Annotated in this window: 24 protein-coding genes; 18 read left to right on the top strand and 6 right to left on the bottom strand. The window is 50.4% G+C overall.

Going from position 1 to position 24,161, the window contains the following annotated elements:
• Positions 1 to 56 precede the first annotated feature (56 nt).
• Both CWE21_RS04160 and CWE21_RS04165 read left to right on the top strand, forming a co-directional pair.
• Positions 57 to 2,069: a S9 family peptidase gene (locus CWE21_RS04160; RefSeq protein WP_126833196.1), complete on the top strand. Its 2,013-nt coding sequence runs from the start codon at positions 57 to 59 to the stop codon at positions 2,067 to 2,069.
• Positions 2,038 to 3,123: a GGDEF domain-containing protein gene (locus tag CWE21_RS04165; RefSeq protein WP_126833197.1), complete on the top strand. Its 1,086-nt coding sequence runs from the start codon at positions 2,038 to 2,040 to the stop codon at positions 3,121 to 3,123. Before CWE21_RS04160 ends, CWE21_RS04165 begins: the two co-directional genes overlap by 32 nt.
• Here the strand turns inward: CWE21_RS04165 and CWE21_RS04170 are convergent.
• From CWE21_RS04170 to coaD, 4 genes are all read right to left on the bottom strand, one after another.
• Positions 3,100 to 4,290, bottom strand: coding sequence for an ABC transporter permease (locus tag CWE21_RS04170; RefSeq protein WP_126833198.1), 1,191 nt, complete (start codon positions 4,288 to 4,290; stop codon positions 3,100 to 3,102). The two genes, CWE21_RS04165 and CWE21_RS04170, sit on opposite strands and share 24 nt — an antisense overlap.
• Positions 4,287 to 5,198 carry an ABC transporter ATP-binding protein gene (locus CWE21_RS04175; RefSeq protein WP_126833199.1) on the bottom strand — a complete coding sequence of 304 codons (912 nt, stop codon included), beginning with the start codon at positions 5,196 to 5,198 and terminating at the stop codon, positions 4,287 to 4,289. The genes CWE21_RS04170 and CWE21_RS04175 overlap by 4 nt, the downstream gene beginning before the upstream one ends.
• 147 nt (positions 5,199 to 5,345) lie before the next feature.
• Positions 5,346 to 6,947: a phosphoenolpyruvate carboxykinase (ATP) gene (gene pckA / locus CWE21_RS04180; protein ID WP_126833200.1), complete on the bottom strand. Its 1,602-nt coding sequence runs from the start codon at positions 6,945 to 6,947 to the stop codon at positions 5,346 to 5,348.
• Between the two features lie 126 nt (positions 6,948 to 7,073).
• Positions 7,074 to 7,568 (bottom strand): pantetheine-phosphate adenylyltransferase, encoded by a 495-nt coding sequence (gene coaD / locus CWE21_RS04185; RefSeq protein WP_126833201.1) that lies wholly within the window; start codon positions 7,566 to 7,568, stop codon positions 7,074 to 7,076.
• Positions 7,569 to 7,682: 114 nt separating this feature from the next.
• Between coaD and CWE21_RS04190 the strand changes: the two genes are divergently transcribed.
• From CWE21_RS04190 to ubiA, 6 genes are read left to right on the top strand one after another with little or no spacing between them, the layout of a single operon-like run.
• Positions 7,683 to 8,876 (top strand): glycine C-acetyltransferase, encoded by a 1,194-nt coding sequence (locus CWE21_RS04190; RefSeq protein WP_126833202.1) that lies wholly within the window; start codon positions 7,683 to 7,685, stop codon positions 8,874 to 8,876.
• Positions 8,877 to 8,906: 30 nt separating this feature from the next.
• Positions 8,907 to 9,938, top strand: a complete 1,032-nt coding sequence (gene tdh, locus CWE21_RS04195) for an L-threonine 3-dehydrogenase (protein WP_126833203.1) — start codon at positions 8,907 to 8,909, stop codon at positions 9,936 to 9,938.
• Entirely contained in the window at positions 9,935 to 10,258 is a 324-nt protein-coding gene (glpE, locus tag CWE21_RS04200) for a thiosulfate sulfurtransferase GlpE (protein ID WP_126833204.1), read from the top strand. The genes tdh and glpE overlap by 4 nt, the downstream gene beginning before the upstream one ends.
• Positions 10,259 to 10,260: 2 nt before the next feature.
• A complete protein-coding gene (locus CWE21_RS04205) occupies positions 10,261 to 11,106 on the top strand; it encodes a rhomboid family intramembrane serine protease (protein WP_126833205.1) in 846 nt (281 codons plus the stop codon).
• A complete protein-coding gene (locus CWE21_RS04210; protein ID WP_126833206.1) occupies positions 11,106 to 11,687 on the top strand; it encodes a chorismate--pyruvate lyase family protein in 582 nt (193 codons plus the stop codon). The genes CWE21_RS04205 and CWE21_RS04210 overlap by 1 nt, the downstream gene beginning before the upstream one ends.
• The gene (gene ubiA, locus CWE21_RS04215; protein WP_126833207.1) at positions 11,680 to 12,531 is read left to right on the top strand and encodes a 4-hydroxybenzoate octaprenyltransferase; all 852 of its coding nucleotides are present in this window, start codon (positions 11,680 to 11,682) and stop codon (positions 12,529 to 12,531) included. Before CWE21_RS04210 ends, ubiA begins: the two co-directional genes overlap by 8 nt.
• On the opposite strand, the gene plsB is transcribed toward ubiA, so the two are convergent.
• Entirely contained in the window at positions 12,528 to 14,975 is a 2,448-nt protein-coding gene (plsB, locus tag CWE21_RS04220; protein ID WP_126833208.1) for a glycerol-3-phosphate 1-O-acyltransferase PlsB, read from the bottom strand. The two genes, ubiA and plsB, sit on opposite strands and share 4 nt — an antisense overlap.
• Positions 14,976 to 15,120: 145 nt before the next feature.
• Between plsB and lexA the strand changes: the two genes are divergently transcribed.
• From lexA to CWE21_RS04250, 6 genes are all read left to right on the top strand, one after another.
• Positions 15,121 to 15,741, top strand: coding sequence for a transcriptional repressor LexA (gene lexA, locus CWE21_RS04225; protein WP_126833209.1), 621 nt, complete (start codon positions 15,121 to 15,123; stop codon positions 15,739 to 15,741).
• Positions 15,738 to 16,154 carry an SOS-response cell division inhibitor gene (locus tag CWE21_RS04230; RefSeq protein WP_126833210.1) on the top strand — a complete coding sequence of 139 codons (417 nt, stop codon included), beginning with the start codon at positions 15,738 to 15,740 and terminating at the stop codon, positions 16,152 to 16,154. The genes lexA and CWE21_RS04230 overlap by 4 nt, the downstream gene beginning before the upstream one ends.
• Positions 16,155 to 16,484: 330 nt before the next feature.
• A complete protein-coding gene (gene coxB / locus CWE21_RS04235; RefSeq protein WP_126833270.1) occupies positions 16,485 to 17,573 on the top strand; it encodes a cytochrome c oxidase subunit II in 1,089 nt (362 codons plus the stop codon).
• Positions 17,574 to 17,586: 13 nt separating this feature from the next.
• Positions 17,587 to 19,176, top strand: coding sequence for a cytochrome c oxidase subunit I (ctaD, locus tag CWE21_RS04240; RefSeq protein ID WP_126833211.1), 1,590 nt, complete (start codon positions 17,587 to 17,589; stop codon positions 19,174 to 19,176).
• A gap of 1 nt (position 19,177) precedes the next feature.
• Positions 19,178 to 19,756 (top strand): cytochrome c oxidase assembly protein, encoded by a 579-nt coding sequence (locus CWE21_RS04245; protein WP_126833212.1) that lies wholly within the window; start codon positions 19,178 to 19,180, stop codon positions 19,754 to 19,756.
• Between the two features lie 10 nt (positions 19,757 to 19,766).
• A complete protein-coding gene (locus tag CWE21_RS04250; protein ID WP_126833213.1) occupies positions 19,767 to 20,648 on the top strand; it encodes a cytochrome c oxidase subunit 3 in 882 nt (293 codons plus the stop codon).
• 44 nt (positions 20,649 to 20,692) lie between these two features.
• On the opposite strand, the gene CWE21_RS04255 is transcribed toward CWE21_RS04250, so the two are convergent.
• Positions 20,693 to 20,908, bottom strand: a complete 216-nt coding sequence (locus tag CWE21_RS04255) for a DUF2909 domain-containing protein (protein ID WP_126833214.1) — start codon at positions 20,906 to 20,908, stop codon at positions 20,693 to 20,695.
• Between the two features lie 27 nt (positions 20,909 to 20,935).
• Here CWE21_RS04255 and CWE21_RS04260 point away from each other — a divergent pair, with 27 nt between their 5' ends.
• Genes CWE21_RS04260 through cyoE form a run of 4 tightly spaced genes read left to right on the top strand, consistent with a single transcriptional unit; the run spans position 20,936 to position 24,150 of the window.
• Positions 20,936 to 21,661, top strand: a complete 726-nt coding sequence (locus CWE21_RS04260) for an SURF1 family protein (protein WP_126833215.1) — start codon at positions 20,936 to 20,938, stop codon at positions 21,659 to 21,661.
• Positions 21,658 to 22,203 (top strand): hypothetical protein, encoded by a 546-nt coding sequence (locus CWE21_RS04265; RefSeq protein WP_126833216.1) that lies wholly within the window; start codon positions 21,658 to 21,660, stop codon positions 22,201 to 22,203. The genes CWE21_RS04260 and CWE21_RS04265 overlap by 4 nt, the downstream gene beginning before the upstream one ends.
• A gap of 4 nt (positions 22,204 to 22,207) precedes the next feature.
• Positions 22,208 to 23,191, top strand: coding sequence for a COX15/CtaA family protein (locus tag CWE21_RS04270; protein ID WP_126833217.1), 984 nt, complete (start codon positions 22,208 to 22,210; stop codon positions 23,189 to 23,191).
• 50 nt (positions 23,192 to 23,241) lie between these two features.
• Positions 23,242 to 24,150 carry a heme o synthase gene (gene cyoE / locus CWE21_RS04275; RefSeq protein WP_126833218.1) on the top strand — a complete coding sequence of 303 codons (909 nt, stop codon included), beginning with the start codon at positions 23,242 to 23,244 and terminating at the stop codon, positions 24,148 to 24,150.
• Positions 24,151 to 24,161 lie beyond the last annotated feature (11 nt).

The raw sequence follows: 24,161 nt of genomic DNA on the forward strand, positions 1-24,161 counted from the left end.
AGTCAACCATTTTACTGCTACTATGTTGAAGAAAAATAACACTATAGGAGAGAAAGATGTTCCTTCGTATTGGTCTCACAGCGCTTTGTGCAAGCCTTAGTTTGTCAGCGTTTGCGCGTGACATAACACTACAAGAAACCGTCACCACGCAGTCGATCAACAGCGTCGCGGTAAGTGAAGACGGACAAGTCGCAGCTTTTACTCGGGTCCTACCGCGTACCCCCTATGTCGATGAAGATGGCGGCAGCTACGTTGAACTGTTGGTCGTGCGCGGCGAACAAGACCCTGTGCCATTTATTACTGACAAGCAAGGCGTGGGTGATGTCAGTATTCATGGCGACGCGATCTATTTCACCAGTAAACGAGATGGTGACGACCATACCAGTCTTTATAAAATCTCTCTCAACGGTGGTGAAGCGCAAAAAGTTTTCAGCCATAGCAACAGTATCTACAGTTACGCACTGAGTGCAGATGGTCGTTACTTGGCATTTCGCGCCCGCTCTGAGGCCGACAAGAAAGCTAAGGAACTGGCGAAAAAAGGCTTCAAAGCTGAAGTATATGAAGAAGAGAACGAATTTACCCATGCCTGGCTCGTCGATCTAACCAACGAAGAGCCGATGGCCGCGCAAATTACCAATGACCGTCAGGTTCATTCGATTGCGTTTCGTCCTGGCCATGAACAACTTCTTCTGCGCACCGCACCAACCGCGCTGGTTGATGACAATTACATGAGCAGTCAGTACGAACTGGTTTCTTACGCTGGCGCGCAAGAAAGTGCATTTGAGACGGTAGGTAAACTAGGCAAAGCTGAGTTTTCTCCAGATGGCCGTTACTTGGCGGTGATCGGCTCAGCGGACTATAACGACCCATCAGATGGCCGTTTGTTTGTATTTGATTTACAAAACCAAAACACTGTGCGCGAGGTTTTGCCTGACTATCCGGGTCATGTGCAAGACATCGACTGGCGCCGCAACGACGAGCTTATCTATCTCGGTCACATGGGAACCGAAAGTGAAGTGCGCGCGATCACCATGCAATGGCTCGAAACCCGCACGCTCCTTGAGCCCGGCGAAGCTATCGTGGTCGATATTGAAGCAACGCCACAACAGCCAGGTGTGTATGCTCGCGCTCACCGCGCAACGCATCCTACCGAATTATTCCGTATTGAAAACCAAAGCATGATTCGCCTAACTGACTCCAATCCTTGGTTAGCCGACATCACTATGCCCCGCCAAGAAACCATCACCTACGAAGCACGTGATGGACTTGAGTTAGAGGGGATTTTGGTTTACCCAACGGACTATCAGGAAGGCACGCGCTATCCGTTGATCACCGTCGTGCACGGCGGTCCAGAAGCGCATTACAGCAACGGTTGGCTGGATCGCTACGCTAGCCCAGTGAAGTATGCAGCGCAACAAGGTTATGCACTGTTCTTCCCTAATTACCGTGGCAGCACCGGTCGTGGTGTCGAGTTTTCCAAACTTGGCCAAAACGATTATGCCGGTAAAGAATTCGATGACATTGTCGATGGCAAAAACCACTTGGTTGAGTTGGGATTAGTCGACGGTGAGAAAGCCGGTATCACTGGCGGCTCTTACGGCGGCTTTGCTTCAGCTTGGGGCGCAACGGCACAAACCGAACATTGGGCGGCGAGCGTCATGTTTGTCGGTATTAGCGATAATATTTCGAAGTTCGGTACCACCGATATCGCCAAAGAAATGCATGCAGTGCATGCTCGTAGCTATCCGTGGGAGAAATGGCAGTGGTATCTCGAGCGTAGTCCTATTTATCACGCCGAGAAAGCCCGCACGCCGATTCTAATCATGCATGGCAAGGAAGACACGCGCGTGCATCCAAGTCAGTCCATGGAACTCTACCGCTATTTGAAAACACACGGTAATGTTCCGGTGCGCTTGGTACTCTATCCTGGTGAAGGCCATGGTAACCGCCGCGTTGCCGCGCAGCTGGATTACAGCATGCGTTTGATGCGCTGGATGGATAGTTTCCTGAAAGAAGGCGCTACTGAGGCACCTGCTCATGAACTCCCGCACGCAGAGCAACTTAAGTAATACTCCACAGGACCCGCTTTACCGGCGGGTCCAATTTCTTTGGGCCCTCCTTTGGGTCATGCTCATTACATTTCTAATTCTGGGGGCGTTCAATTACGCCTTGAACGATATCCGCTGGATCGCTCACATGCATTGGACGACCAGTATCTTGAGCGTTGTTCTTATTTATTGGCATTGGCAACGCCCCGACCAGACTTTCTATGTTTCGTGGGCGGTCGTCATTGTCTGCGCTCTTGTATTAGCAGCGTATGTTGTTGTAATGGAAGGACGTGACTACTCACTGATTTGGTTAACTATCTATCCACCCGTGGTGTTTTTCCTACTGGGTCGCCGCTGGGGCTATATCTTAAGTGTCTTGGTTGCCGGGGGGGGCCTTATTTATGCAGGAAACTCAGCGCCCAGTTGGCACCCTGCCGAATTTACTGGTAATTCTTTACTGAATATAGTCCTAGCACTTGCTGCTCTGATCACTATGTTGCGCCACATTGAACGCACCCGTTCAGAGGCGTTCCATTATTTGCATGAGCACAGTCAGCGGCTGGAATATATTGCGGTTACCGACCCGCTAACAGGTCTCGTCAATCGTACCAAGCTTGACCACGCGCTTTACCGCGGGCTGCAGAGTGCGAGGCAAGAGCAAAAAGCTTTGTCGGTTATCATTTTGGATATTGACCATTTTAAGAAAGTGAATGACACCTACGGGCATCAAGTGGGCGATCGTATCCTTATTCAGCTTGCCCAAGTTCTGCGCAGTAATACACGCGGCTCAGATACCCTAGGCCGTTGGGGTGGTGAGGAGTTTTTATTGATTGCCGAAAGTTGCTCGCGCCCACAAGCAAAAGTGCTTGCCGAAAAGATTCGCCACGCCGTTGCCGCCTTTATTTTTTACGATGACATCCGCATTACCGTAAGTTTAGGCGTCGCTAGCTTTCAGCCCGACGATGATGAAAGCTCACTAATGCGACGCGCAGATAAAGCTCTGTACGCCGCAAAAGCAAATGGCCGAAACTGTACGATTACCGAAGCAGAACTAACTCAGCTTGCGCCCAATTAAGGCGCGCCCCATCATGCGCCAAGAGGGCTCTTTGCCGTACATCGTGATCCCCATACGGAACACCCGTACTGCTGCCGAGCGAATCAGGTAGGTTGCTAACACCAATACGGCGAGGCTACCAGCGACTTCCCACCAGGCAACGCCGCCATCGGCAACGCGCACAGGCATGACCGCAAACGAGGTTAACGGGAACCAGCTTAACACTTGCGCCAAAATGCCTTGTGGACTGTCCATGATGCCGAAACCAGCGCCAACGAATAAAGCCGGAATCAACATCACCGCAGTACGACCCGAGTGATTAGGATCGTCGATGGTCGCAGCAAAGCCGGCCATCATGGCATTAATCATTACTAAGCCAATCAGCGCAAACAGTACACTGATAGTAACTACGCTTGGGCTAATCGGTGGCAGATTAGTGACGCCACCTTTGATGACACTCATGAGCACCGTCACCAACACCATAATGATGACCACCGTCAGCATGCTTTTTAGGCAATGCAGCGTGATACCAAGAATCTTCCCGTCCATCCATTCACTGGGGGTGATGAGCGTCAATAATTGCTCGGTAACCCGTTGTTGCTTTTCTTGGGTAATCGCCGTCATCATTAAGCCGAAACTACCAAAGACACCGACCATAATACTGACGAGAATCAGTAACGGAATCGCTGTACTTGCCTCAACATCTTGCGACGCATCATCGCGACTTATTGTGACTGTGACAGCCACAGGGGTATTCACCAGCTGCACTTGCTCGGGACTTAATGGCAAACCACTCAACTTGCGTTGTTGCAATACTGCCTGCACCACTTGCTGCACACGTTCTTGCCAACTCGCACGGTTGCTCGCCCACAATTGAGCGCCATAGCCTTGCTCAGCGTCAGCACTTATCTCCAGCACACCGCTGTAGGTTTCATTGGCTAAAGCTGTGCGTGCCGCCTCTAGGTCAGTGACTGGCTGCCACTGGATTTGCGGTATATTCGGTAATTCAAAAGGCGCCACGACCGCCACCGTATGAGTCTCTTCCAATGAAGATTTGAGGACACCCCAACCGGCTGAAATACCGAACAGTGCAGCCATTAACACCAGCGAAAACAGCTCTTGCTTCCATTTAAAGAAACGACGAAATTCAAAACCGCCTATTTGCGCAACTTGTTGCCAACGTTTCATGCTTGCACCGCCTGTAAATAAAGTTCATGGAGACCATAATGCTGTCGACTGAACTGCACCACTGGCGCCAGAGACTGCAACCGCGTCAGCAGTTGCGCTAAGTCAATTTGCCCGCCACAAGTAAGTTCAAAGGTGTTGTTGGGATGAGCAACAACCGTGTTCATATCGCCCTCTAGTTCAGCAAGTTGCGCTTCATCGATGGTGTCAGCAAACTGCACACGGATGCTCTGCTGCGGCTGTAATGTCGCACGGACCTCGGCTAACGAACCTTGCGCGATAACACGACCGCGATTCATCAACACCAGTTGGTCGGCCATGCGTTCTACCAAGGCCATTTGATGCGCACTTAAAATCACCGTTTTACCGGCGCTTCGCAGCTCTTCTAACACGCTTAAAACGAACTCTTGATTGACCGGATCTAAACCTGAAAAAGGCTCATCTAGAATCACCAATTGCGGACTGTGCAACAAGGTAGCGATAAGTTGTACCTTTTGCTGATTACCCTTGGAGAGTTGGCGCATCGGCTCACTCGCACGTTCGCTTAGATCGAAGCGTTGAAGCCAATTTGCGATGCTTTTTTGTGCATCATCTCGAGCCATACCACGAAGCTTAGCAATGTAGCGCAAGTTATCCTGCACTGTGCGGTCGAGGTAGAGCCCGCGGTCTTCTGGCAAATAGCCGAATTGAGTCGTTGCCAGTGTGGCGCTGGCCACATCACCCGTTTGGTAAGAAATACTGCCGCTATCAGGCTGCGTCAAGCCGACCATCATGCGCACCAGCGATGACTTCCCTGCACCATTCGGCCCCAGTAGCGCGAGAATCTCACCACCGCGTGCGCTTAAACTTACCTCATCGACCGCACGGACCGTAGCGTAATCCTTGCAAACGCCTATTACATCGACCTGCATTGCTTCTTCCCTCATTCGCCTTTTTGAAAGTAACGGTTGGTAGTTTAAAGGAAGGAAGACGCGCTTGGGTTAATAAAATGTGAACAAGTATGTCAAAAAAAAGCCCCGCTTGGTGCGGGGCTCTTCGCAGTAACCTTGTGCGAGCTGTTACAGTTGCGGACCTGCAGCAACCAATGCTTGACCTTCTTCGTTGTCAGTAAACTTCTCGAAGTTAGCAACAAAGCGACGCGCCAAATCATGCGCTTTTAATTCCCACTCGCCAGCATCCTCGTAGGTGTTACGCGGATCAAGAATTGAAGTGTCTTCAACGCCGGCCAATGCGCTTGGCATGGCTAAATTAAAGTATGGCAGATTAACGAATTCTGCATCTTCAATGCTGCCGTCAAGAATCGCATCAATGATGGCACGCGTTGCTTTGATCGAGATCCGTTTACCGGTACCGTTCCAGCCAGTGTTTACCAAGTAAGCCTCAGCACCAGCTGCTTCCATGCGCTTCACCAACACTTCTGCGTATTTGGTTGGATGCAATGACAGGAATGCCGCGCCAAAACAACTTGAGAAAGTGGGTGTTGGCTCGGTGATACCTCGCTCGGTACCTGCGAGTTTCGCGGTAAACCCTGATAGGAAGTGATACTTGGTCTGCTCTTTAGTCAGCTTAGAAACTGGCGGTAATACACCAAATGCATCAGCGGTTAAGAAGATGACCTTCTTCGCATGACCCGCTTTTGAAACTGGTTTTACGATGTTATCGATGTGATAGATGGGGTAAGAAACGCGGGTGTTTTCAGTCTTCGAACCATCATCGAAATCGACTGTGCCGTCATCAAGAACCGTTACGTTCTCAAGCAGCGCATCACGGCGAATCGCATTGTAAATATCTGGCTCGGCTTCTTGCGATAAGTTAATCGTCTTCGCATAGCAACCGCCTTCGAAGTTAAACACGCCATCGTCGTCCCAACCGTGCTCGTCATCGCCGATAAGCTGACGCTTAGGATCGGTCGACAAGGTGGTTTTACCGGTACCAGAAAGGCCGAAGAAAATGGCCACATCGCCTTGCTCGCCAACATTCGCTGAGCAGTGCATTGAAGCAATGCCTTGGAGCGGCAAAAAGTAGTTCATCATTGAGAACATACCTTTTTTCATTTCGCCGCCATACCAAGTACCACCGATAAGCTGGATACGCTCGGTAAGGTTAAAGGCCACGAAGTTTTCTGAATTAAGGCCGTGTTCTTGCCACTTCGGGTTAATACACTTAGCACCATTCATCACCACAAAGTCAGGCTTAAAGGTTTCCAGCTCTTCTGCAGTAGGACGAATGAACATGTTTTTGACGAAGTGCGCTTGCCATGCAACTTCAGTAATGAAACGTACTGATAAGCGAGTATCAGCATTGGCACCACAGTAGGTGTCCACAACAAATAAGCGCTTACCTGACAATTGTTCGGTAACAGTACCTTTCAAGTCAGCCCAGATTTCTGGTGAGATAGCTTTGTTATCGTTTTTGCCTTGGTCAGCCCACCACAGGGTGTCTTTTGTCGTCTCGTCACGGACGATGTATTTGTCCTTCGGAGAGCGACCGGTAAAAATGCCGGTATCAACGGCAACTGCACCAAGTTTGGTTACGGTGCCTTTTTCATAGCCTTGAAGGTCGCTGCGGGTTTCTTCTTCGAACAACACATCATACGAAGGGTTATGGACAATTTCAGTGACGTCTGTGATGCCGTATTGGCGTAAATCCAGATCAGTCATGTCATGGACTCCTGCGGGTCTGGTCTGAGCAAATTAAAATGAAACGAAAACGGGCCGCGATTTTACCTCGAAACGCGCAAAAATGGTAGCCTACGAGGCCGGCCACCATTTAACTTATCGGTTTCTTTACGATTTTTGTTTCGCTGCAATTTTTTGCTGGAGTGCTTCCGCGACCTCAGGAGCCGTAAATTGACGTACATCACCATGATGCAGCGCCACTTCTTTGACTAACGTCGACGAGATGAATGAATTCTCTTCTGAAGGGGTCAGGAACACGCTTTCTAGGCCGGGGTAGAGGCGTCGATTCATGTTTGCCATCTGGAATTCGTACTCAAAATCCGAAACGGCACGCAAACCACGGATCAGCACCGTCGCGCCGTATTCTTTGGCAAAATCCACCAACAGACCGCTGAATCCAACCACAGTCACATTCGGTAAGTCAGCGGTGACTTGACGCACCAGTTCGACCCGTTCCTCTAGGCTGAACATAGGATTTTTACTGGGATTGTTCGCCACACCAACGACAATTTCACTGAACAAGCTTGCAGCCCGTTCAATCAGGTCAGCATGACCATTGGTGATAGGATCAAAGGTTCCTGGGTAGATAGCACGCTTGTGCATGAATTTCCTCCAACACAAGAAATGAGGATGCGCGATGCCCCGCAAATCAGGTAAACTATAGCTAATTTCTAGCGATTACGTCTGCGTAAGCTTAATTCAAGCTCGGAGAATTACATGAAGAACGATTTTTATCAACAGCTCGACGCCCAACTTGAAGAACTCCAACAAGAAGGGCTCTACAAAAAAGAACGCATCATCACCAGTGAGCAAGCAGCCGAAATCAAGGTTGGTGATGGCCAATCGGTGCTTAATTTCTGTGCCAATAACTACTTGGGCCTTGCCAACCACCCTGACCTCATTGCAGCGGCCAAAAAAGGTTTGGATGAACACGGCTTTGGTACCGCTTCAGTGCGTTTTATTTGCGGCACGCAAGATATTCATAAAACCCTAGAAAAGAAACTAAGTGATTTCTTGGGTACTGAAGACACCATTCTTTACTCATCATGCTTTGATGCGAACGGCGGTCTCTTTGAAACGTTGATGGGCCCTGAAGACGCAATTATCAGCGATGAGCTTAACCATGCTTCAATCATCGATGGCATCCGACTAAGTAAGGCGAAGCGTTATCGTTACAAGAATAACGACATGGCGGACCTCGAAGCACAGTTACAGCAAGCCAAAGCCGATGGCGCACGCCATATCCTGATTGCCACCGATGGCGTATTTTCGATGGACGGCGTCATTGCCAACATGAAAGGTATATGTGACCTCGCGGACCAGTATGGCGCTTTGACCATGATGGACGATTGCCATGCTACCGGTTTTCTTGGTGCCAAGGGTAAAGGTACCCACGAGTACTGCGACGTCATGGGTCGCGTTGATATTATCACCGGCACCTTAGGTAAAGCCTTAGGCGGTGCCTCTGGCGGTTACACCTCGGGCAAAAAGCAAGTCATCGATTGGTTACGTCAGCGTTCACGCCCCTACCTATTCTCGAATTCTGTAGCACCAGCGATCGTCCAAGCCTCGATTCGCGTACTTGAGATGTTGGAACAAGGCGACGAGTTACGCCAACGTTTGTGGGATAACGCTAACTATTTCCGTAGCGAAATGACGAAAGCGGGCTTTACTCTGAGCGGAGCCGACCATGCCATCATTCCAGTCATGATTGGTGACGCTAAACTTGCTTCGGAAATGTCCGACCGCTTGTTAGCCGAAGGCATTTATGTGATTGGCTTCTCGTTCCCAGTAGTGCCACGCGGAAAAGCACGTATTCGTACGCAGATGTCTGCGGGGCATAGCCGCGAACAATTACAGCGTGCTATCGACGCCTTTATTCGTATTGGTAAAGATCTCGAAATTATTTAACCGGTCGCTGCACCTGCGGAGGCAATTTTTATGAAAGCTTTAGCCAAATTACACGCCGAACCTGGTATTTGGATGACCGATGCCGAAAAACCTGAGTACGGTTACAATGACTTGTTGATCAAGATTAAAAAGACCGCTATTTGCGGTACTGACGTGCACATCTACAAATGGGACGAATGGTCGCAACAAACTATTCCGGTGCCTATGGTCGTCGGGCACGAATATGTCGGTGAAGTCGCCGCAATGGGCGATGGCGTCCGAGGCTTCGAACTTGGCGACCGCGTCTCCGGCGAAGGACACATCACCTGTGGCCACTGCCGTAACTGTCGCGCTGGGCGTCGCCATCTGTGCCGCAACACAGTTGGTGTTGGGGTAAACCGCCCTGGCGCTTTTGCCGAATATCTGGTTATTCCTGCGGAAAACGCATTTAAATTACCAGACGATATCAGCGATGATTTGGCTGCCATCTTCGACCCATTTGGTAACGCCGTGCATACAGCCCTGGCCTTTGACTTGGTTGGCGAAGATGTACTTATTACCGGTGCCGGCCCTATCGGCATCATGGCCGCAGCCGTTGCGCGTCATGTTGGTGCCCGTCATGTGGTGATCACCGATGTGAACCCTTACCGCCTCGACTTGGCACTCAAAATGGGCGCCACTCGTGCGGTTGACGTAAGCAAAGAAAAGCTCAAAGACGTCATGACCGAACTTGGCATGAAAGAAGGCTTTGATGTCGGCCTCGAAATGTCTGGCGTACCGTCAGCCTTTTCACAAATGCTTGAAACCATGAACCATGGCGGCAAGATTGCCATGTTGGGAATTCCGCCGCAAAGCGTTGCTATTGACTGGAACCAAGTGATCTTCAAAGGTTTAACTATCAAAGGCATCTACGGTCGCGAAATGTTTGAGACCTGGTACAAAATGGCAAGTCTCTTACAATCGGGACTCGATTTATCGCCGATTTTGACGCATCATCTACCTGTAGATGAGTTCGAAAAAGGCTTTGAAATCATGATCTCAGGTCAATCAGGAAAAGTCGTTCTCGACTGGGAAAACGCATGAGTGACTGGACCCATATGAATGTCGCCACAGCCTTTGAGCTGTGGCAGCAAAAGAAAGCAGCATTTGCCGACATTCGCGATGCGCGCTCGTTTGCTATGGGCCATATACCCGGCGCGGTACATTTGACGGATGCCACGCTGAACGACTTTCTCGCGGAACTTGAAGACGACCAACCGGTCATCGTCGTTTGTTATCACGGCAACAGTAGCCAAGGGGCCGCTGAATATCTCGCCCATCAAGGCATCGAACCGGTCAGCAGTATGGATGGCGGGTTTACCGCTTGGGCCCAACAACACCCGGACGCCGTGGAGCGCAGCTAGCCATGCAAAAATTACTGGTAACCCGCAATGCAGAAATGATGAAACGCCTGCACACTTATCTACAACGCCGCGGGATACCAGTCACAGTTAGCGAACATGGTAACCAGCTTGAGTTATGGCTTACGCAGTCCAGTTACAGTGCGCTGGCGAAAGATCTAATCAACGAATTCAAAGCCGATCCAGATGCCGCGGAAGCCGAACTCGAAAGTGCCCCTGCAGCAACGCAACCCGCGAAAGTCAGCGCATCAATGACCCAGCAACTGCTACAACAAGCAGGTCTCGTCACTATTATTTTTGCCGCGTTGGTCAGCTTGATTTTTGCCCTGCTCAATACGCAGCTCGCGACCGCTGTGTTCGATTCACTGCGTATTAGCGATACCTTCACCGACTTGCCATGGAACCAGCCGTGGCGTTTTCTGACGCCAGTGCTGCTGCACTTTAGTTTGTTGCACTTCTTATTCAACGTGTTCTGGTGGTGGTATTTAGGGGGGCGCTTTGAGCGTTTTTACGGCTCCACCTATCTGCTAATTGCCTTGGTTTTCTGTGGCGTGTTCTCGAACGTCATGCAATTTATGGTCAGTGGACCCTATTTTGGCGGCCTTTCCGGCGTGGTCTACGGGTTGTTTGGCCTAGCCGTAGTGGTTTCATGGCAACGCCCTCGCCATCCGCTCTTTCTGCCGATGGGACTGATCGCTTTCATGCTCGTCTGGTTACTGTTGGGCTATACCGATTTACTTTGGGTAAGTGTCGCCAATACCGCCCACTCAGCTGGTTTGATTGCCGGCCTAGTACTAGGTGTAGCCCTGCGCTACATTGAATATTTCCGCAAGAAAAAACAGATCTCCTAATGACAAGCTTCCCAGATATTACATTTCCCGTGGTCACCACGGGTGGTGAGGCCGCATGGCAACACACTTCGAGTGAACATTGGTCGCGCTTGGCAAGTGATTGGTTGTTGGATCCCAGTTCACTGACTGCGAAGTTGAAAGAGCAGTGCCAGCAGTTTCAAGTGCAACTTCTTGGTCAACGCGAAGCGCCTCTGCTAGCTGACGAACAAGCTTGGTTGGGTCCGCAGAAAAGCTGCATTGTGCGCGAAGTCATTCTGTGGTGCGACGGCCAACCCTGGGTGTTCGCCCGCAGCGTATTTCCATTTAGCGCCCTCGCCCAACAACAGCTACGCTTAGAAGACTTGGGAACAAAGCCGCTTGGAGAGCATTTGTTTAAGCAGCCCGATCTGACCCGCAGCGCGGTCGAAGTTTCAAGCTTCGACCCTCACACCAAAGTCGGGCAACTCCACCAGCAGCTTGGTTTTCCCTCGGCGACCTTGTGGGGGCGCCGTAGTCGCTTCACCGCCGCTGGGCAGCATGTCTTGGTTGCGGAAGTTTTTATTGGCGCCTCTCCACTGGCGCAGGAGTATGTAAATGATTGATGCATTGTGGCGCCTGATGCGCGCTGACCGCCCAATTGGTACGCTGCTTCTAGCTTGGCCGATGCTTGCCGCATTGCTCATTGCGGGAGAAGGCAATCCTCCATTAAAAGTGGTTGTGCTATTTTTGCTTGGTGCCTTCGTGATGCGCTCTGCCGGCTGTGTCATCAACGACTTTGCTGATCGCGCTATCGATGGTCATGTCACACGCACTAAGACGCGTCCACTGGCAACCGGCGAACTGCAGAGCTGGCACGCATTAGCACTCTTTATTGCCTTGCTGGTGATCGCTTTCGTCATCGTTTTACAGTTTAACAAGGCCACAATTCTCTTGAGTTTTGCCGCTGCGGGGGTTGCCACCCTGTACCCATTTTGCAAGCGCTTTACACAGTTGCCACAAGTGGTGCTAGGTATTGCCTTTAGCTTCGGTATTTTGATGCCATTTACTGCCTTAGACCAGGGACTTCCGCTCAGCGCCTGGTTGCTGTTTGCGGCCAATATTTGTTGGACGGTTGCCTATGACACCGAGTATGCAATGGCTGATCGCGAAGACGACCTAAAGATCGGCGTTAAGTCGACAGCTATCCTCTTTTCCGGCTATGACCGCATTGCTATCGCGGTTTTGCAAATCGCGACACTCGGCTTACTGTTTTGGCTGGGCCATTTGTTGCAATTGGGTGTGCTATTCACGGCCGGTCTGATTATTATTGCGCTCTTGTTCGCTTGGCAGCACCGCTTAATTTGGTACCGCGAGCCGAGCAAATGCTTCCATGCCTTTTTACACAATAACCATGTTGGCTGGGTGCTTGCGGCGGCAGTCGCCGCAAGCTATTGGTACGGGTCTTAATTTTGCGCCTGTAGACGGCGCTGCACTGATTGGCGAATGGTTTGCATTACCGCAGTATCAAGCAACCGATCGATAGTGTCACTTAAGGCAGCCACGTCGCTATGCGCAACGAAATTACCATCGCTATTCACCTCAATAAGATCTTCACGTTTCAAGGTGGAAATCAAAGCACTGAGTAACTTCTTATCGAAGAATTCCGGCGCATTGACCCCATGCATGGCACTTAAGCGTTCGGCGAGTTCAACCGATGCTTGCTCAAGCTCAGCTCGGCCTTGAGCGCCACCTTGCTGTAATAATTCAAAGAGGATCGCATAGCGTTGCAGCGTTTCACTCGCCGCGCGAGCCAACAACTGTAGTTGGAAAAATTCTGAACTCTCCCGTGACGCCGCACGATAATGCTCATTATCTAGCGCATGTAGCAATCCCGCGTTGACCATGTGTTCAACGATGGCTTGCGACCATAACGCCATGGCATCGGCGTCATGACTTAGGAATAGTTCCTCTTTCAACAATGGCTGCAGTTGTCGTAGCAAATCACTAAGCTGCTCGACTTTGAAGGTCCGATGGGCACAAGCAAACGCCGCGATCATGGCTGGCACAATCACCATGTGCATAATGTTGTTGCGGTAATAGGTCATCGCAATGGCAGTGGTGCCATCAAGACGAATCATTTCGCCCATGGTATCGCTCACCACGGTGAACTTATCGTGCCGTTTCGCTAACTGCCAAAGCTCCTCGCCCGACTCTGCCGGCACATAGGCAAATTTACTATAGGGAACGTCACGAAGCAGACGGGTGTAAACATCCAACTGCGCTACCAACTCCTCGCGCGACAGCGTATGTTGCTCAGCGCTGAGTAAAGCTAGCGCAGTCAGGTTTACGCTGTTCATGCCAGCGGCATCGTTGATGCGTTGCATGATTTGCTCAGCAAACAAGTTCACTGTCGGGGTTAGCCAACGCGGACGTGCGGGCTCTTCTGCGCCGAGGGTGATCGACTCGCGCCAACTCGGAGTTAATTTGTCGAGGGTCTGCCCCACATTAATGGGTTCGCCAAAGGTCACATAACCATGGCCAAAGTTACGTAAATGGCGAATGCTGGAAAGCACCTGCCAAACAGACTCTTTCTCTTTTGACTTCCCTTTCAACTCTTTTAGGTAGGTCCCGACTTCCATCACATGTTCATAGCCCAGATAGACTGGAACGATCGACATTGGCCGCTGCTGGCCGCGCAGCATGCCTTGCAACGTCATAGCGATCATACCGGTTTTCGGTTGCAACAAGCGTCCGGTCCGACTACGTCCACCCTCGGTAAAGTATTCTACGGGATAGCCTTTTTGGAACAAACGGTCGAGGTATTCGCGGAAAATGGCCGAGTAGAGCTTATTGCCTTTAAAGCTGCGACGAATGAAGAAAGCACCACCGCGGCGGAACAACGGCCCCGCTGGGAAAAAGTCGAGGTTCACGCCCGCTGCGATATGCGGCGGCACCAAACCTTCTTTGTAGATGACATAGCTGAGTAGCAGGTAATCCATGTGGCTGCGATGACAGGGTACATAGATAACTTCGTGCCCAGCTTGCGCTAAGGCACGAATACGATCGCCACCTTCAACATGGATGCCGTTATAAATGCGGCTCCACATCCAGCCCATAATTCGGTCGAGCATGCGCACTAACGTATCACTATAGTTGGCGGCAATTTCGTCTAAGTATTCGTAAGCGCGTTTGGTCGCCTTTTCGTGAGTGATTTTTTTGCTGCGCGCCTCGTCGGCAATGGCCTTTTGTAAGGCTGCACTTTGCAGTAGCTCTTGAATGACCCGCTCACGGTTAGCGACTTTCGGTCCAGCCACCGCATGGCGCAGTCGTACGAAATGTACGCGTGCAACTCGCGCCAGCTTGTGCGCGACTTTGCGCTCAGCACCAAACTGATCAGTCATCTGGCGCAAACTCACAGGGCGGCTGCCCCGCACTAATATATTGCGCCCAGAAAACATGACGAGCCAAAACTTACGCCAGCGCCCTGGATTATCAAGATCCGCCACCATGGTATTGCCTTGGCGTGGCTCCTGACCAGCTTTACGGCCCCAGAACAACCCAATCGGCACCAATTGAACGTCGAGCTGACGCTCTTTTTGGTGACTCTTTAGTAAATGTAGAAACTCATCGATTGCCGCTTCGTTAGTATCGGCTTTAGCCTGCTCTAAAAACATGACGCGGGCATGCCGTTCACCGTTGATCAAAAGCGGTTCAAATAACTCGGGTAGTCCCGCCTTTTTTAACGCCCGATTGGCGACAATAAGGTCGGTAATAGAGGTTGAGCGCATCACGTAAACGACGTGTTGCGGATCGCCTACAGCAGCAATGTTTTCATCAAAAATCGTCTCAAACCGCGTCAACCAACGAATCGGCCAGTACAATACCTTCGCGACAAAGGCTTTCCAACGCATGCTTTTCCCCTACTATTTCTACTCTATAAAAGGATACCATCGATTGCCTCGATTTGCTGTTAGAAAAAAAATGCACAAAAAAGTTGCGATTCAAAAACACCTGTATATACTCACAGTATTACTGTATGAATAAACAGGTACTGATATGCGACCTTTGACGCCCCGACAGCAAGAGATTTTGAACCTCATTAAGGACACGATTGAGGCAACTGGTATGCCGCCAACCCGTGCAGAAATCGCACAACGGTTGGGCTTCCGTTCACCTAACTCAGCTGAAGAGCATTTAAAAGCCCTCGCCAAAAAAGGTGTGATTGAGATGCTCCCAGGTATGTCACGAGGTATTCGCCTGATCGGTGCCAACGATGAAGAAATTCCCGAAGGTTTGCCACTGATCGGCCAGGTCGCTGCCGGTGAACCTATTCTGGCGCAACAACACATCGAAAGCCATTATCAAGTCGATGAGAACCTTTTCCGCCCGCATGCAGACTTTTTATTGCGTGTAAACGGCATGAGTATGAAAGATATCGGAATCCTTGATGGCGACTTACTCGCTGTCCACAAAACCCATGAAGCACGCAACGGCCAAATTATTGTCGCCCGAGTTGAGGACGACGTTACGGTCAAACGCTTCGAACGCAAAGGAAACATCATTCTCCTACATCCAGAAAATGAAGAGTTTTCACCCATTCAAGTCGACCTTACCCATCAATACTTTACTATCGAAGGGTTAGCGGTTGGCGTGATCCGAAATGGAGCCTGGTTATGAGATACAATTATCCACACGCAAACCTCGAGTTTGCCGTAGAAGCCCTCAACATTAGCGATGAGAGCACCTTATCAAGCGAAGATTTTGCAACCATGATGCCGCGTATTCAGTCACTTGCTCTGCGCACCAAACAGTGGGTTACGGTGATTGGTGGCTCCCGTCAGGTGATTCAGCAGTTGGTTAACGCGGGCGTAAGTCGATCGCGTATTCGTTGGGTCGCAGGGCGCGATGCTGACCAACGGGAATGGGCTACGGAGCAAGCGCTGCTTGCCGGTACCTCCAGTGTTGTATTGAGCTTTTTAGACGCTCTATCGTCGCCGCGCGTTGCACAGCGATTGAAGATGGCCAGTAAAGTCAGTCAAACCCACAGTTTCGTTTTCCGCTCTCTACCTTCTCAATCCCCACTCCACTAAAATTGGGAAGGTTCCCTGCAAGGCTGCTTCGGCAGCCTTTTTTTTCGCCGTCAGCTAAAAAATTCTTAACTTTAGCGGTGGCTTTTTCAGCTACTCATGGTATTTTGATCGAGCAGCTTACTGCTAACACAATAAATAACAATAATTATTGATACAAAACAACAAAGGGTTAGTAGGGAAAGCGATTTTCTTGTCTGAAATGCTGTTCCTTTTTCTGCTCACCTCGTTGTTCTTCAGGCTCGCACTTCGGTGTATTCGCGGTAAAGTCCGCGTCGGAAGAATGAGAGGAGATGTCGCGTGAGTATTAAACTCATCACTGCGCTAACAGCTATGATCCCCATGGCTGCGCAAGCTCGTTCTCAGTTAAACCTCCCACAGGGGGTCACTGAGATTAGTAATCGTGTTTACGATCTGCACATGACGATATTTTATATCTGTTGTGTGATAGGTCTCGTTGTCTTTGGGGCCATGTTTTGGTCCATGATCCGCCACCGCAAGTCTAAAGGTCGCAAGCCAGCGACGTTCCATGAGAACGTCAAGGTCGAAATCCTTTGGACTGTCGTACCTTTCTTGATTCTGATTGGTATGGCCATTCCTGCTACCTCTACGTTGATTGCGATGGAAGACACTTCCGAAGCGGAGCTCACAGTATTGGTGACCGGCTCGCAGTGGAAATGGCATTACAAATATTTTGATAGTGATGTGGAGTATTTCAGTTTACTCGCCACGCAGCGTGAGCAAATTGAGAACAAGTTCGATAAAGGTGAAAACTACCTACTCGAAGTTGACCGCCCACTGGTAATCCCTACCGACCGTAAAGTTCGCTTCCTAGTGACTTCAGATGATGTTATCCACTCTTGGTGGGTTCCTGACTTCGCAGTCAAGAAAGACGCCAACCCTGGTTTCATCAATGAAGCTTGGACCAAAGTTGATGAGCCTGGCATCTATCGTGGTCAGTGCGCTGAACTCTGTGGTAAAGACCACGGCTTCATGCCGGTTGTCGTTATCGCCAAAGAGCCAGCAGAATTTGATGCTTGGTTGAACGAGCAAGAAGAAATCGCACGCCGAGAGAAAGAAGAAGAGCAACGTCTGCTGGCCATGTCGATGGACATGGACGAGTTGATGGAGCTTGGCGAACGCGTCTATCTCGGTAGCTGCGCAGCTTGCCACCAAGGCAACGGCGAAGGTATCCCAGGAGTCTTCCCAGCGCTTAAAGGTTCACCCATGGCATTGAATGACATGCAAGGCCACATCGATATCGTGGTTAATGGTAAGTCAGGCACGTCAATGCAGGCCTTTGGTAACCAGTTAAGCCTGCGCGAGCTTGCCGCAGTTATTACCTATGAGCGTAACGCTTGGGGCAACGATACCGGTGAAACGGTCCAAGCCGCTGACGTTAACGCATTCATGAACGAATAAGGGAGACCTGACTATGAGCACAGTTGTTGGCGAAGTTGATCAGCACGACGATCACCATCATCATGCGCCGTCGGGTATTACCCGTTGGCTATTTACTACGAACCACAAAGATATTGGCTCACTGTATCTTTGGTTCTCATTTATTATGTTCCTTGTGGGCGGCTCGATGGCGATGGTTATTCGCGCCGAGTTGTTCCAGCCTGGACTGCAACTTGTAGATCCGCACTTCTTTAACCAGATGACCACTGTTCACGGCCTTATCATGGTCTTCGGTGCTGTTATGCCAGCCTTTACTGGCCTAGCGAACTGGATGATTCCAATGATGATTGGTGCGCCTGACATGGCGTTACCACGGATGAATAACTGGAGCTTCTGGATCCTGCCATTCGCATTTGCCATCCTTTTGGCCTCATTGTTTATGGAAGGTGGCGGCCCTGCATTTGGTTGGACGTTCTACGCACCCCTGTCGACCACTTACAGCAGCGACTCTACCGCGTTGTTCGTGTTCTCAGTCCATATCATGGGTATTTCATCGATCATGGGGGCGATCAACGTCATCGTCACCATCATGAACATGCGTGCGCCTGGCATGAGTTACATGAAGATGCCGTTGTTCGTCTGGACTTGGTTTATCACCGCGTTCCTGCTTATAGCTGTTATGCCAGTCCTGGCCGGGGCGGTGACCATGGTTCTCACCGACAAGTATTTCGGCACCAGCTTCTTTGATGCGGCCGGTGGTGGTGACCCCGTATTGTTCCAGCATATATTCTGGTTCTTCGGACACCCCGAGGTGTACATCATGATCTTGCCGTCGTTCGGTATCATCTCGGCAATTATTCCCGCTTTCTCCCGTAAACAGCTGTTTGGCTATGCCTCGATGGTTTACGCCACCGCAGCGATTGCAGGTTTGTCCTTCTTAGTTTGGGCTCACCACATGTTTACCACCGGGATGCCGGTCTTTGCCGAACTGTTCTTTATGTACTGTACGATGCTGATTTCGGTGCCCACGGGGGTCAAAGTCTTCAACTGGGTTGCGACTATGTGGCGTGGTGCTATTAGCTTTGAAACACCCATGTTGTTCGCCCTTGCCTTTGTGATTCTATTCACTATCGGTGGTTTCTCAGGCTTGATGTTGGCGATCACCCCAGTCGACTTCCAGTACCATGATACCTACTTTGTTGTGGCTCACTTCCACTACGTACTGGTGAGTGGCGCTATCTTCTCGATTATGGCGGCAGCTTACTATTGGCTACCGAAGTGGACCGGTCATATGTACGACGAGAAGTTGGCGAAAACACACTTCTGGGCATCACTCATTTCCGTTAACGTGTTGTTCTTCCCAATGCACTTTGCCGGACTCGCGGGTATGCCACGTCGGATCCCTGACTACTCCATTGCCTTCGCTGACATTAACCAAATCGTCAGTATTGGTGGCTTTGCCTTCGGTCTTTCACAGCTGATCTTCCTTTGGGTAGTTATCAAGTGTGTGAAAGGCGGCGAGAAAGCACCGGCGAAGCCTTGGGAAGGCGCTGAAGGCCTTGAGTGGACAGTGCCATCACCCGCGCCATACCACACCTTCGATACTCCACCAGAGGTGAAGTAAAATGAGTGAACGACCAACTCAACCTGATAACACGCGTATCGTCCGTCGGCTTTTGCTGACGGTCGTAGGCATGTTCGCGTTCGGTTTTGCGTTGGTTCCACTGTACAACGTGTTCTGTGATATCACTGGATTTAACGGTCGCTTTACCGATGGGCAAGCGGCCGCCAACACTAAAGCAGTGGATACTAGCCGAACGATTAATGTGCAATTTATTACACGTGTGAATAAAGGCATGCCATGGGGCTTTGAACCTGAGGTTCATTCGGTGCGCGTGCACCCGGGTGAAACCAAAGTGGTGAACTTCTTAGCCAAGAACCCGACTGGGCAAAATATGGTCGCGCAAGCGATCCCGTCCGTCGCGCCTGGTGAGGCTTCGCTCTATCTCAACAAAGTCGAGTGTTTCTGCTTCAACCAGCAGCCACTTGCGGCAGGTAGTGATACGGCAATGCCGATGCAGTTCTATCTCGACCCCGAGATCCCCGAACATATTCACACGGTTACCCTGTCTTATACGATGTATGACATGACAGAAAACGCTCAACCTGATGCACTGGCTGCGCTCGCGCAACCAGTGAACTGAGGATTTTGCAATGGCAGAACAAAAACACGAAAAATATTACGTGCCAGCCTCAAGCCCATGGCCGATTGTCGGCGCCATTGGCTTAGGTCTCATTGCTTTTGGTGCCGGCCACACAGTGATCGACGCCAGTAAGGATGCTGACGGCTGGGGTATTAATGTCTTACTCGGCGGCATCGCCGTCATTTTAGTTATGTTATTTGGTTGGTTCCGCGACCAAATCAATGAGTCCATGTCAGGACTCTACAGCAAGCAACTTGGTCATTCCTATCGCCAAGGTATGGCATGGTTTATCTTCTCCGAAATCATGTTTTTCGCGGCTTTCTTTGGCGCCTTATTCTACGCCCGCGTGATTGCCGTTGAATGGCTCGGTGGCGCCAGCAATAACGCCATGACCAACGAAGTCTTATGGCCCGGATTTGAAGCTATTTGGCCGTTAACCGAAACGCCTGGTGGTACTGAGTCGGGCGCGATGGGTTGGACCGGCTTACCGCTGTATAACACCATAATCCTGATCATCTCTTCATTTACCTGTCACTTTGCCCATGTCGGCTTAGAAAAGGGTAAACGTAAACAGCTGACAGCTTGGTTGGGTATTACCATCATTCTCGGCTGTATCTTCCTGTACTTGCAGGGCGCTGAGTATGTTCACGCCTATGAAGAGCTCGGTTTAACTTTGGATTCAGGGATATACGGTAATACCTTCTACATGCTTACCGGTTTCCACGGCATGCACGTTACCTTAGGAACGATCATGCTTATCGTGATGTTCTTACGGGTACTGAAGGGCCACTTCACGCCAGAAAGCCACTTTGCTTTCCAAGCAACCAGCTGGTACTGGCACTTTGTTGATGTGGTTTGGGTGTGCTTGTTTATCTTTGTCTACGTACTTTAACGAATTGCGCATGGCCGTACTAAACCACGTACTAAACCAAGGGTTTAGTACGGTCGCGGATTCGGATCGAGCAAGCCAGTTGCGAGAAGAATAACAATAATAAGTATGGCGAGAGCCGATGCGCCCACGCGGCGCCCTAAATAACGCGTCATGGATGGTTTATTTGGATCGTCGCGCAGCATCGCTAATAACGCGCGCATCAGATTGAAAACCATAAATAACATGAGTAGTACTAAGATGATTTTTGCAGTAACGACCATTCTTCATTCCTATTTCGGTAAGAGCTGATGCGCCGTAGCACCCTTCTGGTTTCGCTCACCACTGTGCTGGCAATTGGCTTTCTGGTCAAGCTTGGTTTTTGGCAGCTCGATCGCGCTGCTGAGAAGCAAACACTGTTCGATGACTTTGCCACCGCCAAGAACCAAGCCGAGTCAGTGGACTTCGCAATGTTACCGCGGCAGACCCAAAGCTTAGAGCGCTATCAACCAGTGCAACTCACAGGAACCTTCGTTGATACCTACTTACTGCTAGATAATCAAATTTATCAAGGGCAGGCCGGCTACCATGTGATCGGCTTGCTAAGCGCCAATGACCGGCCGCAACTGGTACCTGTCAACATGGGCTGGGTGCCTGTTGGATTGGACCGAACCCAGCTGCCACAGTTGCAATTGCCAAGTGACACCATTACCGTCAAAGGCTGGTTTTATCACGCATCTACTGCCGGCTTTTCCTTAGCCGATCAGATCGTGGAGCCAAATGGGCCACCGTGGCGCGTGCAGCAGCTAGATTTTGCTGTGATTAGCGACATGCTTGAGCTTCCCATGGCTACCTTTGTGGTGCTACTCTCCGAAGCAGAAGATTACGGCTGGCCAAGAGATTGGCAGCCACAGGTGATGCCACCCGAGAAACATCAAGCCTATGCTTTGCAATGGTTTTCGCTGGCTGTTGCCTTACTTATTGTGGTACTTCTCGTCCGCCGTTCCATAACGAAAACAAAAAAGGAAGGGACATGACTTCAGTTAAAAAATCCCGCGCCACCCTGATAGGCGTGGTACTCGCCTTTGCGCTACCCGTCATTGGCGCTAAGTTTGTGCTCGATCAAAGCTGGTATCAAGGCGCGGCAACCAACAAGGGAACCATGCTGGTGCCACCTATTAAATTAGGTGAACAACTCAACGCGCGGTTACCCGAAGGCTGGCATGTAGCATTAATTGCCGATGACAATTGCGGCGCCCAATGCGAGCAAGGCCTGTATGCGATGAACCAGCTTGATGTAGCGCTCGGGAAAGAGAGTGACCGCGTTAAGCCGCTGGTATTCAGTCGTGCGCAGCTGGCTTTTGATTTGGGCCAGACGCCAATGGTGCAGCCTTTTAATGATAAAGAGATTATCGACAACTTAAGTGCACTGCCGCCGTATCGACTCTTTATTATCGATCCGTTGGGCAACGTTATGTTGCACTACCCCACTTTTGCTGACGAAGAGCAAATGCGCGCTGAAGCGAAAAATCTGCTCTCTGATCTGCGAACTTTATTGAAGCTTTCTCGAGTAGGATAACCTCATGCGTCTTCTGGTTAATATTAGTATTGCTTTAGCGCTTGTTGTGATTGTACTTGGCGCCTATACGCGCCTTACCGATGCAGGCCTAGGCTGTCCGGATTGGCCGGGTTGTTACGGTCATCTAACCGTCCCGACTGGCGAAGAAAAAGTGAGTGCCGCACAGCAGTTGTTTCCGGATACTCCGCTGGAACACCAGAAAGCATGGAACGAAATGATTCACCGTTACGCTGCTGGTTTACTTGGTTTGATGATATTAATCATCGCTATTACGGCAGTCGTGCGCCAACGAAAGCGTGCTGAAACGCCGGTTAAGCTGCCGTTGCTATTGCTAGCCTTAGTGACCTTCCAAGCAGCTCTTGGAATGTGGACGGTCACCTTAAACTTGCAACCCTTGATTGTTATGGGGCATTTGCTTGGTGGCTTCACTACCCTATCGTTGCTCTATCTCTTGCGCTTACGTTTGCAACGACTGCACCTACCTATGGGCGATCCTAAGGCCCGCGCGATTAGTGGCTTGGCGCTTGTCTCCCTGCTGGTCGTCGTCGCCCAAATTGCTTTAGGTGGTTGGGTCGCCGCGAACTATGCAGCGCTCGCCTGTACCGACTTGCCGATTTGCGAAGGTAATTGGTCCGCAAATCTTGATATCGCCGGTGCTTTCTCTGTGCCAGAGGCTGTTACCTATCAATATGGTGCGCATGATTATGCGGAACGCATGACCATGCACGTTACCCACCGAATTGGTGCGATTGTTACGCTGTTAGTCGTTGGTTTTATGCTGATTCGCGGCTACAAATCTGCGCAATCGTCGAAGATTCGTAGCAGCCTCAATTGGGTTACGATCGCCTTAATCCTACAAATCGCCTTAGGGATTAGTAACGTGGTACTCATGCTACCCATCGGCGTTGCTGTCGCACACAATCTAATGGGTGCATTACTCCTACTAAGTTTGGTAGGCTTAAATTATAAAATCGCACGACACGCTTAATTAGCAGTCAAAATAATAATAATAGGTCAGTGCGTAAGGAAGTTAGTTGTATGACCGAGATGACATATAAACGTCACGCCCAGTGGCGCGACTATTTAGAACTTACAAAGCCCCGGGTGGTATTGTTGCTATTGTTGACCGCACTCGTCGGTATCTGTTTAGCAAGTCCTACCTGGGTCGGCTGGGATATTGTTGTTCCTGCCATGGTAGGCATTGGCCTGATGTCGGGCTCCGCCGCTGCCGTGAACCACTTGGTCGATCGACATATCGACGCGCGTATGGCGCGTACACTGCGCCGGCCGCTTCCATCAGGGAATCTCTCACCACGCCACGTGTTAACTTTTGCGGCACTCATTGGCGCCTTAGGTTTCGTCGTTTTGGCGCTGTGGGTCAATATGCTCACTGCATGGCTTACCTTCGCTAGCTTGGTTGGTTACGCTATTGTCTACACCATGTACTTGAAGCGGGCGACGCCACAAAACATCGTGATTGGCGGCTTAGCAGGAGCAGCCCCCCCGCTACTTGGTTGGACCGCTGTAACTAACGAGATTCATCCACACGCAATCTTGCTAGTAATGATCGTTTTCACTTGGACGCCCCCGCACTTTTGGGCCTTAGCCGTGCATCGTGCGAAGGATTACGCCAAAGCAGAAATCCCAATGCTACCGGTAACCCACGGCATCGAATTTACCAAAACTTGCATACTGCTCTACACCATCTTGCTCGCGATCATCTGTCTGTTGCCTTATATTGTTGGCATGTCAGGTTTGATTTATTTGATCGGCTCTAGCGTTCTCAGCATTTGGTTTTTGGTCTATGCTTGGAAACTCAAATTTGCGCCAGAAAAGCACACAGCCTATCGCATGTTTACCTTCTCGATTTGGCAGCTAATGGCACTCTTTGTGCTATTGTTAGTAGACCACTATGTTGCAACACCAGCACTTCAGTTGGCTAGTTAGCAAAAGGATAT

The organism is Pseudidiomarina aquimaris, assembly GCF_003987395.1.
Classification (GTDB): Bacteria; Pseudomonadota; Gammaproteobacteria; order Enterobacterales; family Alteromonadaceae; genus Pseudidiomarina; species Pseudidiomarina aquimaris.

Coding starts and splice junctions, on each gene's coding strand:
- pckA (WP_126833200.1), bottom strand. CDS start 6,947: ATGACTGATCTGGATTTACGCCAATACGGCATCACAGACGTCACTGAA.
- ubiA (WP_126833207.1), top strand. CDS start 11,680: ATGATTGATGCATTGTGGCGCCTGATGCGCGCTGACCGCCCAATTGGT.
- tdh (WP_126833203.1), top strand. CDS start 8,907: ATGAAAGCTTTAGCCAAATTACACGCCGAACCTGGTATTTGGATGACC.
- CWE21_RS04260 (WP_126833215.1), top strand. CDS start 20,936: ATGCGCCGTAGCACCCTTCTGGTTTCGCTCACCACTGTGCTGGCAATT.
- plsB (WP_126833208.1), bottom strand. CDS start 14,975: ATGCGTTGGAAAGCCTTTGTCGCGAAGGTATTGTACTGGCCGATTCGT.
- CWE21_RS04205 (WP_126833205.1), top strand. CDS start 10,261: ATGCAAAAATTACTGGTAACCCGCAATGCAGAAATGATGAAACGCCTG.
- glpE (WP_126833204.1), top strand. CDS start 9,935: ATGAGTGACTGGACCCATATGAATGTCGCCACAGCCTTTGAGCTGTGG.
- CWE21_RS04190 (WP_126833202.1), top strand. CDS start 7,683: ATGAAGAACGATTTTTATCAACAGCTCGACGCCCAACTTGAAGAACTC.
- CWE21_RS04255 (WP_126833214.1), bottom strand. CDS start 20,908: ATGGTCGTTACTGCAAAAATCATCTTAGTACTACTCATGTTATTTATG.
- cyoE (WP_126833218.1), top strand. CDS start 23,242: ATGACCGAGATGACATATAAACGTCACGCCCAGTGGCGCGACTATTTA.
- CWE21_RS04250 (WP_126833213.1), top strand. CDS start 19,767: ATGGCAGAACAAAAACACGAAAAATATTACGTGCCAGCCTCAAGCCCA.
- CWE21_RS04265 (WP_126833216.1), top strand. CDS start 21,658: ATGACTTCAGTTAAAAAATCCCGCGCCACCCTGATAGGCGTGGTACTC.
- CWE21_RS04170 (WP_126833198.1), bottom strand. CDS start 4,290: ATGAAACGTTGGCAACAAGTTGCGCAAATAGGCGGTTTTGAATTTCGT.
- CWE21_RS04165 (WP_126833197.1), top strand. CDS start 2,038: ATGAACTCCCGCACGCAGAGCAACTTAAGTAATACTCCACAGGACCCG.
- CWE21_RS04175 (WP_126833199.1), bottom strand. CDS start 5,198: ATGCAGGTCGATGTAATAGGCGTTTGCAAGGATTACGCTACGGTCCGT.
- coaD (WP_126833201.1), bottom strand. CDS start 7,568: ATGCACAAGCGTGCTATCTACCCAGGAACCTTTGATCCTATCACCAAT.
- lexA (WP_126833209.1), top strand. CDS start 15,121: ATGCGACCTTTGACGCCCCGACAGCAAGAGATTTTGAACCTCATTAAG.
- CWE21_RS04210 (WP_126833206.1), top strand. CDS start 11,106: ATGACAAGCTTCCCAGATATTACATTTCCCGTGGTCACCACGGGTGGT.
- CWE21_RS04270 (WP_126833217.1), top strand. CDS start 22,208: ATGCGTCTTCTGGTTAATATTAGTATTGCTTTAGCGCTTGTTGTGATT.
- CWE21_RS04245 (WP_126833212.1), top strand. CDS start 19,178: ATGAGTGAACGACCAACTCAACCTGATAACACGCGTATCGTCCGTCGG.
- coxB (WP_126833270.1), top strand. CDS start 16,485: ATGATCCCCATGGCTGCGCAAGCTCGTTCTCAGTTAAACCTCCCACAG.
- CWE21_RS04230 (WP_126833210.1), top strand. CDS start 15,738: ATGAGATACAATTATCCACACGCAAACCTCGAGTTTGCCGTAGAAGCC.
- CWE21_RS04160 (WP_126833196.1), top strand. CDS start 57: ATGTTCCTTCGTATTGGTCTCACAGCGCTTTGTGCAAGCCTTAGTTTG.
- ctaD (WP_126833211.1), top strand. CDS start 17,587: ATGAGCACAGTTGTTGGCGAAGTTGATCAGCACGACGATCACCATCAT.